Source organism: Primorskyibacter sp. S87 (assembly GCF_049801055.1).
In the GTDB taxonomy this organism is placed as follows: Bacteria; Pseudomonadota; Alphaproteobacteria; order Rhodobacterales; family Rhodobacteraceae; genus JBNAGF01.
In genome coordinates this window covers 222,674-239,687 of record NZ_JBNAGF010000003.1, presented here as the reverse complement: position 1 = coordinate 239,687, position 17,014 = coordinate 222,674, and the positions used below count along the sequence as shown (strand labels likewise).

The window sequence follows — 17,014 nt, the reverse complement described above, 5'->3', positions numbered from 1 at the left end:
GCGGACCAACTGGTTCAGTCTATCCGCACCTTTACCCGGTCGCTGCCTCCGTGGCTGTCCAACACCACGAGAGACGCAAACCCCGGTCCCGGTGCCGGTATGTCGAACTCGCGCTGCCGGATTCCGCTGGCAACAGGCATTCCATCAGCAAGGACCGTAAAGGGCGCGGTTCCACCTCGCAACTTCAATGTCAGCAGTCCGTCGCCAGTTCGCAACAAAGCCCCATCCGGCGGAAAAATCAGATCCGGAGCTAAGACATCATCGGCAAAAGCCGACGAGCGCGGGCGAAACCGCTGCAGGGGCTCTGGCAACTCCGCCGATCCCAGAATGAGTGTTTCCGGAGGCGGAGGCGGCAGTGGGGTCGGATCCGGCGCCACATACCCGAACACCTCGAACAGGATCGGTGCGGCCAGATCACCGCCGAATGCGCCCGGCACTGGGGTGCCATCAGGGCGCCCGAGCCACACTCCGACGACATGGGCCCCGTCGAACCCAACGGCCCAGGCATCACGATGCCCATAGGAGGTTCCGGTCTTGTATGCGATGCGACCGGTCACTCCGCCAACGGGCGGAGCCAGCCCCGACAGGATATCCGAGATCTGCCAAGCGGCGGTTTGCGAAAGAACCCGCCCGGTCATCTCTTTCTGGCCCGCTGACCGATCGCGAAGAACAGCACCCTGGCCGCCTGCAGCCAACCCGGCATAAATTTGCACCAGGTCACGCAAGCTCATACCGATTCCGCCCAGAGCAATCGCCAAACCTGGCCGCCCTCCCGGCAACCGGGGCGCGGCACCCCCAGTTTGCAGTGCTGCCAGCAATCGGGGCGGCCCTATTTCCTGCAACAGCTTTACCACCGGGATATTCAATGACATCTGCAACGCTTCGCGAAGCCTGACATCACCTCGATACTGTCTGTCGAAATTGATCGGACGGTAGCCGTCGAAATCGACCGGCCCGTCCAGAATCAGGGTTTCAGGGTGGGCAAGCCCCCGGTCGAACGCCAATCCATAGACCAAGGGCTTCAGCGTTGAACCCGGCGACCGCAGAGCGCGGGTCATATCCACATGACCCTGTCGGTCTTGCGCATGCAATCCGGGCGAGCCGATCGAGGCAAGGATTTCTCCGCTGCGATGGTCCGCCACCAGAATCGCTGTCGACACACGACTTCCGGCGGTCGAAGCGGCGCGAGCGGCCACCGGTTGCAGACGGGCCTGCAGCCCGGCATCAAGGGTCAGGTCGTGCCGCAGCACCTCGGGATTTTCAGACCGGACACGGTCAGCGGCATGCGCGGCAAGCTGCGGGAAAGCCCGCAAACGGGCCGGAACAGGTTCGCGCAGCGCAGCGGAGAGATTATCTGCGCTGATCCGGCCCGCCTGTTCCAATCGCTGCAGGACTCTGTCCCGGGCGGCGCGCGCGATAACCGGGTTGCGGTCCGGCCGTCTTGCATTTGGTGACTGCGGCAACGCCACCAGCAGCGCCGACTGCGCCGGCGTCAGGCGGCGGGGTTCCTTGCCGAACCATGCCAGAGAAGCGGCACGAATTCCCTCAAGATTTCCACCATAAGGTGCGTGTGTCAGATACAGCCTGAGGATCTGTTCTTTGCTCAGTTGTTGTTCCAGTGCCAGCGCCACCCGAATTTGCCGGATCTTGCCATGCAGACGCCCTGTCGTGCCGTCCTCAAGTAGACGCGCGACTTGCATCGTCAACGTCGACCCGCCAGAAACCACGCGCCCGTTCCAAATCGTCTGAGCAGTGGCCCGCAGCATAGCCAGCGGGTCAACACCGGGGTGCGACCGGAACCTTTTGTCTTCGTAGCGAAGCAGCATTTCCACAAATTCGGGATCAACATCGTCCGGAGCCAGCCGCCAGAGACCGCTATCAACCTGATAGGCGCGCAGCAGATCTCCGTTCCGATCCCTGACCTCAACCGAGGTTTCGGACAAGACCGGCGGCAAAACCGTAGATGCAACCCAGTCATCCACCCCATCGCGCGCTGCCGCTCCGACAAAGAGCACCGCAGCCAGCAGGATCAGGCCACGACCCCTCATGGCGTGATGACAACCCGACCGGTGTCAGTGCGCGCCCGGTAGCGCGGACGGTACATGTCTTCGACTGAAGCAGCCGGGTGATGGAACTCTCCGGGACTGACCGCCCGGGCGACATAGGCAAGCGTGATGGTGTCTCTGCCACTGTGATCAACAGCGGCAAGAAACCGGTCGGACCGAAATTCAGTATGCGTTGCTTCGGACAGGTTCAGCCAGTCCAGCGCCGCAACATCGCCCGAGCGCAACAGGGCCGGATTGTCGATCTCAATTCCTGCGGGCAATGGGTCATTGATCATCAATCGCGCACCCGAGAGCTCAAAGGGCCGGATCTCGATCATAGTCACAAACCGGTCGCCCACGCGCAGCGGTGCATCGCCCAGCAGTTCCCCGTCCATCGAAAGATAACGGCGGGCAATGGCGTAACCGACCCCGCCGGCCCCGGGTAGGCTTTCCGGCACTCCAATCGTTGTCAGGGTAATATTCGTGACCTGACCGTCAGCCGTTGTGATGTCTTGATCCGCTACAGGATTATCGTCAGACAAGAGCCGGACAAATGGCCCGTCGACAGCTACCCCGTCCACAAGCAGGCCGCTGCTTTCCGGATTGGACACAAGCGCTTGCGCGGCAAGCAAGGTCCAGCTGGCTTCCTGGGTCGAAAGGGTGTCATTCGTCGTGATGCTGTCGGTCAGCACGGCCTTGTCGATGACAGCACTGCCGGCCTCTGACGCCAGGGCCAACAGCCCGGCGCGATCCCGCAACCCGGTGCCATAGTCGGCGCGCCAATAAGGGCCTTCCCGCTCCGGAGTGGCGACCATCCGAGCCGCCCGGGCAAACATGAGGTCCGCGCGTGTCTGATCGCCGTATGCAGCCAATGCAGCCCCCATTTGCGCGGCAGACAGGGAAGTTGTGAAGGCTTCGCCCTTTACGTCCGCGTAATAGCGCAGATCACCGATGGCGGCCGCGCCTTCTCGGGCCAGTACCATCAGCGCATAGGCGATGTCCTCTCCGCCCTGATCGAAATCAGGCGCATAGTTTACCCGGTTGCGTAGGTTGTCCATTGCCAGCGCAAAAGCCCGGTCGGGCACCGGATGCCCTTGGGCACGGGCTCGTGACAGAAAATCGCTGACATAGGCATCAAGCCAGAAATCGCCGCTTTCCGCACGCCAGAGACCAAAGGCCCCGTTTGCAGCTTGGCGCGCCAGAACCCGCGAGATTGCCATTGAGATACGTTCGTTGACTGCAGGGCCATCACCCAACCCGGCGGCCTGCGCTACGGATGACAGGTAGAGCAATGGCAAGGCCTGCGACGTGACCTGCTCGGTGCACCCATAAGGGTAGCGGTCAAGCGTTGCGAGCAATCCCGGCACGTCGAACTTGGCCAGTGGTCCGGCAGACACGATTGCCCGTCCAGTGCCCGCACGCAGACCAGAGAAAACATCGTCGGTCAGGGTAAAGCTGTCCTGCGCTCCAAGTTCAAAACGCCGAGTTCTTGCAACCGCCGGGTCGTTGGCCCGGACCGGTACGATCAGGTTCTGCGTCAGTTCACGCCCATCTGGTGTGGTCAGGGCAATGCTGATTGCCGGATCGCCCGTTGCGGTGGCTGTCACCGGTATTTCAAACCGTTCTTTTCGACCGGCAGCCAACTGGAAAGGGCCCGGCGCTTCACCGATTGTCAGCCCATCGCCGCCTGTAATTTCGAGATGCACCTGACCTTCCGGCCCATCTGCATGAACGACTTCGAGCAGGATACGACTTTGATCACCGGGGGCGAGAAAACGAGGGGCCGTTGCGGTGACCACAATCGGGTCGCGCACGATCATCTCGGCTTCGGCTTGCCCCACCCCGGATTGCGACCATGCGACAGCCATCAGTCGCACCGAGCCATTGAAACTTGGCAGATCGAAATCGATCAAAGCCTCACCTTCTGGCCCCAGCTCGACCGGACCTGAAAACCGGGCCATCAATTCCTGCTGCGGCGGCGGGGATTGCATGCGCATTCCAGCGTTGGCGTCACCGCCGGAACGCACGGTTCCCAGCGCTCCGTTCATGCCATCAATCAGCCTCCCGTACATGTCACGGATCTCGACCCCCAAACGGCGTTGTCCAAAATAGTGCGCTTGTGGATCAGGGCTTTCGAAACCGGTGAGGTTGAGAATACCGACATCGACCGCGGCCAGAGTGAGCCAAACCTGATCACCCGGCACGCCCCCGGTTGCCGTTACCTTCGCACGAACGGTTTGGCGCGGCTCGGATTGATCCGGCACTTCGATAGCCACGCTCAGCGCTTTTTCTTCCGGGTCAATATAGGCATGCGCCAGTCCAAGCGACCGTGTCGGGAGCTGTCCTGCCGCCGGGTCCATTGCGCGCAGGTGCGAAACAGTCACGTAAGCACCGGTGCCCCATTCCTGTGTCACCGGAACGGGAATTGTGCTTTCTCCTGCAGGAACTTTGACAGCCTGCCGCGAGATGACCTTGTCGGAGAGCACGGTCACCTGTGCGGTTCCGGCAGTTCTGGGGACAACACGCAGCATCGCGGTATCCCCCGGCGCGTAACTTTCCCTGTCCAGCGAAATCTCCAGCCGGTCCGGTGTCGAACTTGCGTCTGCCGTGACATGCCAACCGGCATAAAAGTCTCGAGACGCCGCAGTGTAGCTGCCGCCGGTTCGCTCGACGACAAGCTCATAGTGCCCCCAGTCGACAGGATGCGAAACTATCAAAGGCTCATTGTCCAGCCCGGCTTCTCCGGTCGCAATTCGCGTGCGCCGTGTCACGGGTTCCCAGTTCCAGTTTCCGTACAGCTGATACCACTGATAGTGGGTTTCGACCCGGTTCAGAGTCCAGCGGACCTGCATTGGAACCGGGGTCAGATCGGGAGATAACGCAATCACCTCAAACCGTGCTTCGCTGCCTTCACTGACGACGTCGTCAAACAGAGGCTTTATACCTATGACAGAGGTATCCGGACGAACCGAGACCGTTACGCGTCGCTCCACAGGCCTGGCAGAACCGTCTGCGAGGCGGGCGATAATCTCGGCCTGCAACGGCTGCCCAACGCTGTCAGTTGGTGGAATTTCAATGGAAACGGCGGCGCGTCCATCGGGATCGGTGCGCTCGTCGCCAAAATAACTTGCCTGCGCCGGTGACCGAGTATCATAACGACCAAAGTGGTAACCGGGCCATTCCGCAAGTTCACTGGTTGCCGTCAGCCGCACCTGACCGTCAATACTGAGATCCGAACCCGGCGCGCCAAAGAGATATCTTGCGTCGATACTGAGAACCGGGCTGTCCCCGGGACGCAAAGGGGCATCCGGAACAGCGAGGTCGAAATCGATCCGTTCGGGCAGGAAGTCCTCCACAAGAACGGTCTGACTGGCAAGGACCGGCCCCTTAGGGTCCCCGAGGATTTCCAATCTCCACGTCCCGCGAGGAACGTCCTGTCCGGTCGCCATCGAGAAGACATGTCCCCCCGCCTGAGCGCTTCCGCCAAGCTTGCGCTGATACTCCACCCCGTCCGGGCGCTTTAGTACCGCCATCAGTGGCAGACCCCTTATTGCCTGCGCATCGCTGTCCCGTGCCAGTGCCGTGACATGGATGGTTTCGCCTGCCCGATATGCGCCGCGATCTGTTGCCAGAAACACATCTACGGGTCCGGCCGGCGCGCGCCCTTCAACCCCGCGATCAGACAGGTCGAAAGCGGGATCCGTGAGGGCAAGAAAGGCAAAGTCCAGATCACCGTCCTCGACCGTTATCAATGCTGGAGCCGATCCATCGGAACCGCGGGTCAGCCCCGGAGCAAACACCGCCCAACCGTCTTCGCCCGTCTGCGTTTCTGCCAGTATGGCGTTGGCACGAGAAATCAGCCGGACCGTAACCCCTTCCCGCGCCGATGCATCGGCCAGACTGCGCACCGAAACATGCAAACCGTTGCTTCCCGACAGTGTCGACAGCCCCAGATCGGTCAGGACGAACCACTGCGTTGCACCGGGTTGTTCGTAGGGGTCGGCGCCCGGAATCCGGGCGCTCAACGCGTAGATCCCTGTCGGCTGATCAGCAATCGCTTCGCCCAATGGCAGACGGGTGGTCATATTCCGGTTCAGCTCGGATGGGAGTTCGGCAGACCCTGTCCAGATCTCTTCGGCGATATCGGTTGAAAAACTCTCTTCTTCCCAGTGATTCAACGGTCGCCCGAAATACCCTTCCTGAAAGCTGCGCAACAGATTGCGGTCACTCACACGGCGAAGAACCAATTCGACGCGAGACAGGTTTACCGCTTCAATAGGCAGGGCGGCATCGGCAGTGCGCGGCAATACATAAGCCCGACCGGGAAACCGAATGTCCGGCGTCCGGTCGCGCACATATTGGGTCAGCTCAACACTCTTGTGCAAAACTTCACCGGATTCTGACGGCAACCCTTCGCGCAGAGTCAGTCGGTAGCGCGCACCATGATCTAAGCCGTCAACGCACAACTGGTTGCCATCGGGCTGCACCACCAAACCCGGTTCCGGAAGCTGAACATAGGGTTCATAATCCACACCAGCCTGAACCAGTGGGTCGCTGAACTGCACACAAATTCGCGGGGCTGCGGTATCACTTTCGACACTGTTTTCAACCACCCGGAACCCGTATTTGGCAATTGCAGCATCCAGTGCTTGCGCAATCTCGTCGCGTCCCTGCACCGCCTGTGCCAACCTAAGTGCAGGGATGGCGTCACGACCGCGATCCGCCGCCTCCAGAGCGCTAGCCAGAACCATCAACGCGGTCGCTCTGGTCTCGGGCACATCCGCACGAAGATAGCCGTTTATCGAGGCCGCAACCGCCCGGTTTCGGAAATCGCTCTGCCTTTGGCGATCACTGCTTTCGAGATCTGTCAGCGACCGCGCATATTCGACCCAGAGATCCGCCCGGTCCGACACCGCGACAGCGGCGCCTGCCCAGCCCATCGCGGCCAATTCATCACCCGCTGCAGCTCTTTCACGGTATGCGATGACGAGTTGCCCGGTCGTGTAGATACCGCCAAGATGGCGCAGACCAATTGTATCGGCTTCGTGTCGAGCGCCTTTCAGGTCTTCATCGCGCAGAAAATCAAGGTCGGATACACGGGCGTTTGCCGCCTGCAACCTGTCGGGGTCCATATCCACTTTCTCGGCCGAAACTGCGCCTTCAAAAGCATCCCTCCGGCTGACCCCCCGTTTGGGAAAGCACGCACCTGCCCGGTTGTTGAACGTGAACGCCCGACACGCGGAATTGGCGGCGCAGGCGCGTATACAGCTGTCCAGATCCGTATCGAAGAGCGCATCCAGATCTTCACCGTAGAAATCTGTTTCCGCAGTCCCGACGAGCCGGCTCTGCGGGACGATATCCTGTGCCTGCACCATCACCGAACTGAAAAGAATTACAAAAATGCTGAATAGAATGCGCGTCATACCTGCCTCCGGAATTGGGCAAAGGGTGACATGTAGCCCGTGGCTAGGCAACGATTCCCCGCATGGATCTGCCTTTAAACAGTTCTTCATCGGGTTGTCCGATGCTGCGCTTCCAACTGTCGTGAGGAGCCCGGTGGATGAGCCTCGTCAACAAACTGGCCAAAGAGCGGCGAGCACGTCTTGCGGCTGAGAGATTGCTGGAACTCAAACAGGCCGAGTTGTCTTCCGCAAATCGAAAACTGGGTCGTCATGCGCTGGCTTTGACCAAACAGATAGGCGCCACTCAGGCCGAGGTCGCGAATGTTCGTGACGAGAATGAGAAAGTGAAATCGGATCTCTCGGCTGCCAACCACAAAATCGAGGTCGCGGAACGCAGATTGTGGCACTCGATCCAAACCATACAGGACGGCTTTGCCTTCTTTGACGCCGACAGCAAGTTGATCGGGGCGAACGCAGCATATCTCAACGCCTTTGAAGGGTTGGACGAGGTAACGCCCGGCGTCTCTTACATGCGGATTCTGCAGGTGATGACCGACGAAGGTATCGTCAACACCGAAGAAATGTCTGCGGTCGAATGGCGCGCGATGATGACCGACAGGTGGTTGTCGCTCACGCCTGCGCCGATCGTGATCCGGATGTGGAACGACCAGTATGTCAAGCTGATCGATCAGAGGGGGCATGGCGGCGACGTGGTCAGCCTCGCGCTGAATATCACTTCGACGGTTCGTTACGAGGCGCAGATTCATGCGGCTCGTGAACGGGCGGAAGCTGCCAATCGGGCAAAATCCGCCTTTCTCGCAAACATGAGCCACGAGATCCGCACCCCGATGAATGGTGTGGTCGGAATGAGCGAGCTTTTGGGCGATACGAAGCTGGACGAAGATCAGCGCCTCTATGTTGACACGATCAGAAACTCGGGTGAGGCCTTGCTGGTGATCATCAACGATGTGCTGGACTATTCTAAGATCGAGGCTGACCGGCTTGCACTTTATCCCGAGCCATTCGATCTGGAGCGCAGCATTCACGAAATCGCACTGCTATTGCAGCCCACCGTCCGCGACAAAGGGCTGACGATGCTGGTCGACTACGACCTGTTTCTGCCGACACGGTTTGTCGGTGATCCGGGCCGAATCCGTCAAGTGCTGACCAACTTGATCGGCAATGCCGTGAAGTTCACCCATACAGGTCACGTCGTGGTTCGCGTGACCGGCGTGCCTGATGCCGAAACCCGTCCCTGCGCAATTCATGTTGCTATCGAGGATACGGGGATTGGCATTCCTGACGACAAGATCGATCACGTTTTTGGAGAGTTTAACCAAGTCGAGAACGAGCGAAACCGACAGTTCGACGGCACGGGGCTGGGGCTCGCCATTTCCAAGCGGCTTATCGAGATGATGGGTGGCTCCGTCTGGGTGGAGAGCGAAGAAAACAAGGGTTCTTGCTTTGGGTTCCGGGTCACCCTGCCGCTGGCCGATGGGCCGCAGCCAGCGCCGCCACCTTTGCCATCCAAACTTCGCCATGTGTTGGTCGTCGACGATCTGGCCGTCAATCGGGCCATTCTCGAAAAACAGATGACGCAGATGGGCATCCGGGTGACATCCTGCTCCTCCGGGCGGGAAGCGCTCGAACAGCTGGAATCCAGCGTGGATCTTGTGTTGAGCGATCACAACATGCCGGAAATGGACGGGCTGGAACTTGCTCAGGCAATTGGCGATGGCCCCTATGCCAGTGTTCCGTTCGTCTTGCATTCTTCGAACCCGGCGATGGCGCAGACTGATCCTTGCAGGCGTTACGTTCAGGCGGTCTTGCAAAAGCCCCTGCCAAGAGCTGAACTTTATTCACGCCTGTCAGAACTGGGGGCCGGCTTGCAGGGTGAACAGGCAAGGGTTGCACAGAATTTGGATCGGGAGGAGGTGAACCCACTGACGCCGTCCCCTGCCCCACATGAACGCGAGGCGCATTCACCCCAAGCCCCTCAGGCCGAACGGAAAATGCGGATCCTTGCTGCAGAGGACAACAGAACCAACCAACTGGTGTTTCAAAAGATGGTGCAGGATCTCGATGTCGATCTGCGTTTTGCAAATGATGGGGTGGACGCCTTGCGTGCGTATTCCGAGTTTCGGCCAGATCTCATTTTCATGGACATTTCGATGCCGCAGATGGACGGCAAAGAGGCGACAACCGAAATCCGCCAAATCGAACAAGGAACCGGACGGCGGGTTCCGATCATCGCTCTGACCGCCCACGCAATGGACGGCGATGCCGAGGAAATCCTGTCGGCCGGGTTGGACTTTTATATGACGAAACCACTCAGAAAGGCAGAAATCCTTGACCGGATTCGCAGTCACTGCCCCGAGGATGCGAGGCATCCGATCTTATACGATTGACCGAACATGGCCCTTTTTTTGCTCGCACTATAGCCGCCGTAACTCAGGCTTCCGCAGGCCGAACGAATACCGGTGCTTCCGGTTTGGACAGATCAGGACGATAGGCATATCCACCGGTATCGAAATCGAGCAGCGCTGCGGGATCGGTCAATCTTTTCTGCACCACATACCGTGCCATTGCGCCCCTCGCTCTCTTGGCAAAGAAGCTCACGATCTTTGGCCCGCCAGGTTTGTCTTCCATGAAGACCGGCGTAACCACGCTGAGTTTCAGAGCATCGGGCTTGACGGCGCCAAAATACTCTTGGCTCGCACAGTTGACCAACACCGTCGCACCGGTTTCTTGGGCCTGTGCGTTCAGCGCCTTGCTTAAGCGATCGCCCCAATAGTCATACAAGGATGATCCGCGCCGCGTCTTCAGTCGGCTGCCCATCTCCAATCGATAAGGCTGAATCGCATCTAGTGGTCGCAAAAGCCCGTAAAGGCCCGATAGGATCCGCAGGTGATTCTGAGCCCAGTCCAGTTCTTCAGGATCAAGAGAAGCGGCCTCCAGCCCCAGATAAGTGTCGCCGGCAAAGGCGAACGCCGCCGGTCGCGTTAACTCAGGGGACGGAGCGTCGTCGAACGCGCGAAACCGGTCTCGGTTCAGGCGCGCAAGGTCCGGGCTGATTTTCATCAGGGCCTGCAGATCCTTCAGTGTCAGATTGCGCGCGGCTCGAGCCAGCCGGACGGCGTCATTCGGAAAGTCGGGCTGCGTCACGTCGCCCGTGCGTTCTGCCCAATCCAACCGCTTTGCCGGAGAAATCACAACCAGCATGTCTGCCCCCAAGTTTGCCTGCCAGAAGGGACTTAGCCCGCCGCTCGCAAAACGTCCAGAAACGCCTCACCAAATCGCTCGACACGGCGCTTGTCCAACACCCGTTTCAACCCCTGCTCGTCGCCCGGTCGCAATTGCGCAACTTTGGCAAGCTGGGTTGCCGAACAGCTTAGCGGCTTATCGATCCCGTCCGTTCCGCGCGTCAACTCCGCCTGCACTTCGAGAAGTTGGTCGTAGACCGAACCGCCCGCACGTCCTGCGAGTTTCCGTCGCGCCGGGTGCAGGGTTTCCGCTGCCCCAGTGATCACTTCCAGAAAAATCGCCCCATACCGTTCCAGCTTTTTGGCACCAACGCCGGACACATTGGCCATTTCATCCAGTGAGTTCGGCCTTCGTTCGGCCATTTCTACCAAAGTGCGATCCGGAAAAATGACATAAGCCGGTACCTTTGCCGCTTCGGCCAGTGCCCGCCGTTTTGCCTTGAGCGCTGATAGCAGCGGCGCATCCTCTTCCGAGACCATCGCCTTGACGGCTGGCCGGCGACCGGCCGCGCGGATTGTATCCTTACGTAACCGGATCCCTGCCTCTCCCTTCAGAATTGGTTTGGCTGTTTCCGTCATCCGCAACGCACCATGCCGTTCAGGGTCTGGGCGCACCAGATCATGTCCCATCATCTGGCGAAACACCGCTTGCCATTGCGGGCGGGAGTAATCGCGGCCAACGCCAAAGGTTGGCAACTGGTCGTGGCGTTTGCCCAGAACCTTTTCGGTTTCGTTGCCGGTCAGGATATCGATCAGATGCCCCGCCCCGTACCATTCTTCGGTGCGCAGAATGGCAGACAGGGCTTTTCTCACTGCCGTTGTGCCATCAAACACTTCGGCAGGGCTGTCGCAGAGATCGCAAGATCCGCAGACGATCTCTTCTTCCCCAAAGTAACCCAACAGGCTCTGTCGCCGACAGTCCAACGCCTCGGCCAGACCTAACAGGGCATTCAGGCGGGCATGGTCGGCAGCGCGTCGTTCTGGCGGGGCCAGTCCTTCGTCAATCTGGGATCGCCGCAAACGGATGTCTTCGGGGCCAAATAGGGTGAGAGTTTCTGCCGCTGCTCCATCCCGACCTGCTCGCCCGATTTCCTGGTAGTAAGCTTCGATCGACTTGGGCAGATCCGCATGGGCGACCCACCTGATGTCCGGTTTGTCGATCCCCATGCCAAAGGCAACCGTGGCGACAACGATCAAACCGTCTTCGCGGGCGAACCGGATTTCGACGCCCCGGCGATCACCGGCCTCCATCCCGCCGTGGTAGTGGCACGCGTTGTGCCCATCTTCGCGCAACGCCCGGGCCAGCGCCTCGGTCTTGGCGCGGGTGCCGCAGTAGACAATGCCTGATTGCCCGCGCCGTGCACCGGCAAAGTCAAGGATCTGCCTTCGGGGGCTGTTCTTGGATGCAAAGGCAAGATGGATGTTGGGACGATCAAAGCCACGCAGGAATTCCTGCGGACCGCCGCCTTCGAACAGTTTTTCTATGATTTCGGTGCGGGTTTCGGCGTCTGCTGTCGCCGTAAACGCCGCCAGAGGGACATCCAGCGCGCGGCGCAGATCGCCGATGCGCAGGTAATCGGGGCGAAAATCGTGACCCCACTGGCTCACACAATGGGCTTCGTCCACAGCGATCAGCCCGACACCGATCCGCCGCAGCATCCCCATTGTTGCGCCAGACGCCAAACGCTCGGGCGCCATGTAGAGAAGCTTCAGATCGCCAGCTTCAAGCGCGGCCCAAATGGCCTGAGTTTCTTCGTCAGTGTTACCGGATGTCAGGGCACCGGCGGACACACCGGCCTCCTGCAGTGCGCGCACCTGATCTCGCATCAGCGCAATCAATGGCGAGATCACGACCGTCACTCCCTCGCGCATCAACGCCGGGATCTGAAAACACAGGGACTTCCCACCGCCGGTCGGCATGATCGCCAGCACGTTTTTTCCTGCCGCCACGGCGTCGACAATCTCCGCCTGTCCGGGACGGAAAGCATCAAATCCAAATACGTCTTGCAGCAAGCCTGCGGCGGACATGCTCGGGCCTCGTCCGGTTTTTGTTATCTGCTCTTGCTGCTCACTGTCACACAGCGAGATTCTGCGGGCAAGAGGCGAGCCCCTCGCTTATCGCGATCAACACTCGGAATAATTGCCTAGTAGAAAGCAGGCGCGTTGTTGATAAGGATAATTCTCAGGGCAAACACACCGAGCAATACCACAAGCGGCGCCAGATCCAGTCCTTGCATCGGCGGCAGGATACGACGCACTGGCCCATAGAGCGGTTCAAGAATCCGGTTCAAGCCATACCAGATTTGCGCCACGAATTGCTGATGCAGGTTGAGCACCTGAAAGTTGATCAGCCAGCTCATGATCACATGCGCGATGATAAAGAACCACACCACGTCCAGAATAAGCATCAGAATTTGGAACAGAGACTGCATCGGGTTCCCTTTCTTGACCGTCTCTCCACCTAAGCGGCTCGCTCCAAAAGGGCAAGTGCCGCTGGGTTTAGATTGACAAGAATGCCGCGCTTGCATCACCCGGACCGCGCGTTTCACGGAGTCTTTAAATGTTTCCCATTGTTCGTCTTGTCAAAGATCTGTTTGTCGCCAGCCGCATGGCACCTCTGGACCTGACCGAGACTCATATCTCGACCCACATCTGCTGGCCGTGGGATCTTGATCTCTGGATGGAGTTGAACAACGGACGCGCCATGACACTCTATGACCTTGGGCGCACCATGAACGCGCAGAGGGTCGGGCTGATCCGGGCGATTTCAAAGCGCCGATGGGGAATGACCATGGCCGGCAGCACCGTGCGGTTCCGGCGCCGAATTCGCGGCTTCGAACGGTTCGAGATGCGCTCGCGCGCCCTGTGCTGGGACGACCGGTTCATTTATCTTGAACAGTCGATGTGGAAGCAAAACGGCGAATGTGCAAGCCATATCCTGTTCCGGGCGGCCATCACGGACAAGAACGGCATTGTCGCTCCGACCGAGGTTCTCGCCGCGATGGGCCGGGCCGATACACCCTCGCCCGCCATGCCGGACTGGGTTGCCGCTTGGTGCGCTGCCGATGCGACGCGGCCATGGCCCCCTATGCAGGAAACGCTTGCTTAACAGGTGATGGACCCCCCATAACTTTTCCAAAGAGTATTGGGGACGGGTATGGCGGAAATTTCCACGCGAAAGCGGATATGGGGCTGGTATTTCTTTGATTGGGCAAGCCAGCCTTATCACACGCTTCTGGTAACTTTCGTTTTCAGCCCCTTCTTCGCGGCAGTGGCCGCCGCGCATTTCATTGGACAAGGCCTGGAAACAGAAGCCGCCAAAGCGCAGGCACAGGTCACCTGGTCACAATGTTTGACGATTACCGGCCTCATCATCGGGTTCGGCGGGCCATTTCTGGGGGCGATGGCCGACATCTCCGGGCGCCGCATGTCGTGGATTACCCTGTTCAGCGTCATGTATTTCGTTGGCGCGTGGTGCCTATGGTATATGGACCCTGCCGGTTCGAACATGTGGCTGATGCTTGTCAGCTTTGGCTTGGGCTTTATCGGCGCGGAATATGCACTTATCTTCATCAATTCGCAGCTGCCCTCTTTGGGGACTGAAGAAGAAGTCGGCAAAATCTCCGGATCGGGATTTGCCTTCGGCTATCTCGGAGGTGTGGTGGCCCTGTTCATCATGCTGCTTCTCTTTGTTGAACAGGACAATGGCAAAACCCTGATCGGTTTGGACCCCGCTCTTGGACTGGACGCATCGCAAAAGGAAGGCACGCGGGCAGTCGGCCCATTCACGGCGCTGTGGTTCGCGATCTTCATGGTCCCCTATTTCCTCTGGGTTCGGGAAACGGGGCCCACCGGCAAGCGCGGCACATTCAGCGAGGCGATTGCACTTGTTGTCAAATCGGTGCGCAATTTGCGCCACCGGCTCAGCCTCGCAAGCTATCTCGGGTCTTCTATGTTTTACCGGGATGCCCTGAACGGGCTTTATGGGTTTGGCGGTGTCTATGCCACGCTGGTGTTGGACTGGCAGATCACCCAGATCGGCGTCTTTGGCATCATCGCTGCCATCTCGGCCGCGCTGTTCAGCTGGCTTGGCGGGTTCGCCGACAGAATATTTGGGCCAAAGCCGGTGATCATAGGATCCATCTGCGTTCTGATCCTCGTTTGCGTGACGATCGTTGGGATGGACCGAACCCAGATATTTGGCCTGTCATTGCCCCAGGGGTCCTCCCTGCCTGATACAGTCTTTTTCACCTGCGGCGTTATGATCGGCGGGTTTGGCGGGATCCTTCAGGCCGCAAGCCGATCGCTGATGGTTCGCCACACCGATCCACTGGCCCCCACTGAAAGCTTCGGGCTCTACGGCCTGTCTGGCCGTGCAACCGCCTTTCTTGCACCAATGCTGATCGGTCTAATGACCGCTGCAACCGGTAGCGCGCGATTGGGGGTTTCACCGGTTGTCGGGTTGTTTATTCTGGGCCTGATCCTGCTGATTTGGGTGAATCCGAAAGGGGACCAGAAATAGTGTTTTTCAAACGAGTAGCCGCCGCCTTTTTTGTTCTGACCACATTTTCCGCACTCTCAGCCAGCGCCGAACCTCTGGCCAAGCAGCTGTTTGGCGGCAAGAGCACGGCTTCTCAGCAGAAACCCGCCGCTTTTGGCAGCTACGCCAAGGGCTGTGCGGCAGGCGCCGTGCAACTGCCGGAAACCGGCCCAACGTGGCAAGCCATGCGTCTGAGCCGAAACCGCAACTGGGGGCATCCGGAAACGATAGACTTCATCGAGAAACTCAGCGCTTTTGCTGCACAACAGCGTGGCTGGAGCGGGCTTTATATTGGTGACATCAGCCAGCCCAGAGGAGGTCCGATGCTGTCGGGGCACCGCAGCCACCAAATCGGGTTGGACATCGACATCTGGATGCGCCCGGCCAACAACCTGCGCATGAGCCGGCAGCAACGCGAGAACATCTCATCGATCTCCTTGCGCCGCAACAACGGAGCATTTGTCAATTCGAACTGGACCGCGCAGCACCATGCCATCATCCGTGAGGCAGCACGGGACAAGCGCACAGCCCGGATCTTTGTGTTTCCGGGCGCCAAGGTGCAAATGTGCAAGGATGAAACGGGCAACCGTTCTTACCTGCGCAAGATCCGGCCATGGTGGGGTCATCACTATCACTTTCATGTCCGACTGAAATGTCCGAGAGGTTCGCGCGGCTGCGCCAATCAGGATCCGCCTCCAAAGGGGGATGGGTGCGCCGAAGCCCAGCAGTGGGTGAACAACATTCTCAATCCGCCTCCGCCCAAGCCGCGTGATCCCAACGCGCCGCCACCGAAGAAGCGACGTGAATACGTGCTGGCCGACCTACCGAAGCAATGTCGCTCCGTCTTGCAGTCGCAATAACCGCACTACTGTCCCTGGTCGCTCCGCTGCATGCGGGCGGGTCGGCACGTGCCACGCTGCTGAGCTCCTTTACTTGGCAGCATGATACGTCGTGGTTTGGTGGGTTTTCCGGCTTGGAGGTTTCTCAGGACGGCAAAAAAATCCGAGTTCTCAGCGACCGTAGCCACATCGTCATCGCGTCTCTTGACCGGGCAGATGGCCTGATCACGGGCGCCACTCCGCTGTCGGCAACCCGGATACGGTCCAGCAAGGGAAAGGCCCTACCCGGCTATGCCGGGGATTCCGAAGGGTTGGCCGTAGCGCCTTCGGGAGAAATGTTCATTTCTTTTGAAGGCGCCCATCGGGTGGCGCGTTTTGACGAGCCGGATGCATGGTCAAGGGTTCTTCCGGTCCACAAGGCATTCCGGCACCTTACCAAGAACAGATCCTTCGAGGCCCTTGCACTGGGCCCGGATGGCACGATCTACACGATGCCTGAGGTTGGGTATGCTCAAAACGGTGAAATACCCGTATACGCTTGGAACGGATCCGCCTGGACCCAACCGTTCACCCTGCCTGCCAAGTCCGGATTTCTCCCGGTGGGTGCCGATTTCGGGCCGGATGGCCGGTTCTACGTGCTTGAGCGAGCGGTTTCATTCCCGGGGTTCCGAAGCCGGTTGCGCCGCTGGGACATGGTCGACGGCCAGCCTGTCAACGAACGGCTACTGCTGCTGACCGGGCCGGGAAGGCATGACAATCTCGAGGCCGTCTCGATCTGGCGCGATACGCAAGGCGGACTACGGGCCACAATGGTCTCGGATGACAATTTCAATTTCGTGCAGGTCACAGAACTGGTGGAATACGCATTGCCCGAAAGCTGAACGCACAGGCAAAATCCTCGCACCCTCTTGCGCAGATGGATCCG

At 59.4% G+C, this 17,014-nt stretch carries 10 protein-coding genes; 5 read left to right on the top strand and 5 right to left on the bottom strand.

The genetic code is table 11. From position 1 onward, the window contains the following. Positions 1–14: 14 nt before the first annotated feature. Both pbpC and ACP15U_RS07305 read right to left on the bottom strand, forming a co-directional pair. Positions 15–2,048 (bottom strand): penicillin-binding protein 1C, encoded by a 2,034-nt coding sequence (gene pbpC, locus ACP15U_RS07310; RefSeq protein ID WP_425044493.1) that lies wholly within the window; start codon positions 2,046–2,048, stop codon positions 15–17. After that, positions 2,045–7,468, bottom strand: a complete 5,424-nt coding sequence (locus ACP15U_RS07305) for an alpha-2-macroglobulin family protein (RefSeq protein ID WP_425044492.1) — start codon at positions 7,466–7,468, stop codon at positions 2,045–2,047. Before ACP15U_RS07305 ends, pbpC begins: the two co-directional genes overlap by 4 nt. 137 nt (positions 7,469–7,605) lie before the next feature. Here ACP15U_RS07305 and ACP15U_RS07300 point away from each other — a divergent pair, with 137 nt between their 5' ends. After that, positions 7,606–9,855, top strand: coding sequence for a response regulator (locus ACP15U_RS07300; protein ID WP_425044491.1), 2,250 nt, complete (start codon positions 7,606–7,608; stop codon positions 9,853–9,855). Between the two features lie 43 nt (positions 9,856–9,898). Here the strand turns inward: ACP15U_RS07300 and yaaA are convergent, their stop codons facing one another. The 3 genes from yaaA to ACP15U_RS07285 all read right to left on the bottom strand — a co-directional run bounded on the left by yaaA (position 9,899) and on the right by ACP15U_RS07285 (position 13,142). Next, a complete protein-coding gene (gene yaaA / locus ACP15U_RS07295) occupies positions 9,899–10,669 on the bottom strand; it encodes a peroxide stress protein YaaA (protein WP_425044490.1) in 771 nt (256 codons plus the stop codon). Positions 10,670–10,701: 32 nt separating this feature from the next. Beyond that, a complete protein-coding gene (gene recQ, locus ACP15U_RS07290) occupies positions 10,702–12,738 on the bottom strand; it encodes a DNA helicase RecQ (protein WP_425044489.1) in 2,037 nt (678 codons plus the stop codon). A 116-nt stretch (positions 12,739–12,854) separates the two neighbouring features. Further along, positions 12,855–13,142, bottom strand: coding sequence for a YggT family protein (locus ACP15U_RS07285; RefSeq protein WP_425044488.1), 288 nt, complete (start codon positions 13,140–13,142; stop codon positions 12,855–12,857). Between the two features lie 128 nt (positions 13,143–13,270). On the opposite strand from ACP15U_RS07285, the gene ACP15U_RS07280 reads away from it, so the two are divergent. From ACP15U_RS07280 to ACP15U_RS07265, 4 genes are read left to right on the top strand one after another with little or no spacing between them, the layout of a single operon-like run. After that, positions 13,271–13,819: an acyl-CoA thioesterase gene (locus tag ACP15U_RS07280; protein ID WP_425044487.1), complete on the top strand. Its 549-nt coding sequence runs from the start codon at positions 13,271–13,273 to the stop codon at positions 13,817–13,819. Between the two features lie 48 nt (positions 13,820–13,867). Further along, positions 13,868–15,232: an MFS transporter gene (locus tag ACP15U_RS07275; RefSeq protein ID WP_425044486.1), complete on the top strand. Its 1,365-nt coding sequence runs from the start codon at positions 13,868–13,870 to the stop codon at positions 15,230–15,232. A 35-nt stretch (positions 15,233–15,267) separates the two neighbouring features. Next, positions 15,268–16,110, top strand: a complete 843-nt coding sequence (gene mepA / locus ACP15U_RS07270; RefSeq protein WP_425044667.1) for a penicillin-insensitive murein endopeptidase — start codon at positions 15,268–15,270, stop codon at positions 16,108–16,110. Beyond that, a complete protein-coding gene (locus tag ACP15U_RS07265; protein WP_425044485.1) occupies positions 16,083–16,970 on the top strand; it encodes an esterase-like activity of phytase family protein in 888 nt (295 codons plus the stop codon). Before mepA ends, ACP15U_RS07265 begins: the two co-directional genes overlap by 28 nt. Positions 16,971–17,014 lie beyond the last annotated feature (44 nt).

Coding starts and splice junctions, on each gene's coding strand:
- yaaA (WP_425044490.1), bottom strand. CDS start 10,669: ATGCTGGTTGTGATTTCTCCGGCAAAGCGGTTGGATTGGGCAGAACGC.
- ACP15U_RS07280 (WP_425044487.1), top strand. CDS start 13,271: ATGTTTCCCATTGTTCGTCTTGTCAAAGATCTGTTTGTCGCCAGCCGC.
- pbpC (WP_425044493.1), bottom strand. CDS start 2,048: ATGAGGGGTCGTGGCCTGATCCTGCTGGCTGCGGTGCTCTTTGTCGGA.
- ACP15U_RS07300 (WP_425044491.1), top strand. CDS start 7,606: ATGAGCCTCGTCAACAAACTGGCCAAAGAGCGGCGAGCACGTCTTGCG.
- recQ (WP_425044489.1), bottom strand. CDS start 12,738: ATGTCCGCCGCAGGCTTGCTGCAAGACGTATTTGGATTTGATGCTTTC.
- ACP15U_RS07275 (WP_425044486.1), top strand. CDS start 13,868: ATGGCGGAAATTTCCACGCGAAAGCGGATATGGGGCTGGTATTTCTTT.
- ACP15U_RS07285 (WP_425044488.1), bottom strand. CDS start 13,142: ATGCAGTCTCTGTTCCAAATTCTGATGCTTATTCTGGACGTGGTGTGG.
- ACP15U_RS07265 (WP_425044485.1), top strand. CDS start 16,083: ATGTCGCTCCGTCTTGCAGTCGCAATAACCGCACTACTGTCCCTGGTC.
- ACP15U_RS07305 (WP_425044492.1), bottom strand. CDS start 7,468: ATGACGCGCATTCTATTCAGCATTTTTGTAATTCTTTTCAGTTCGGTG.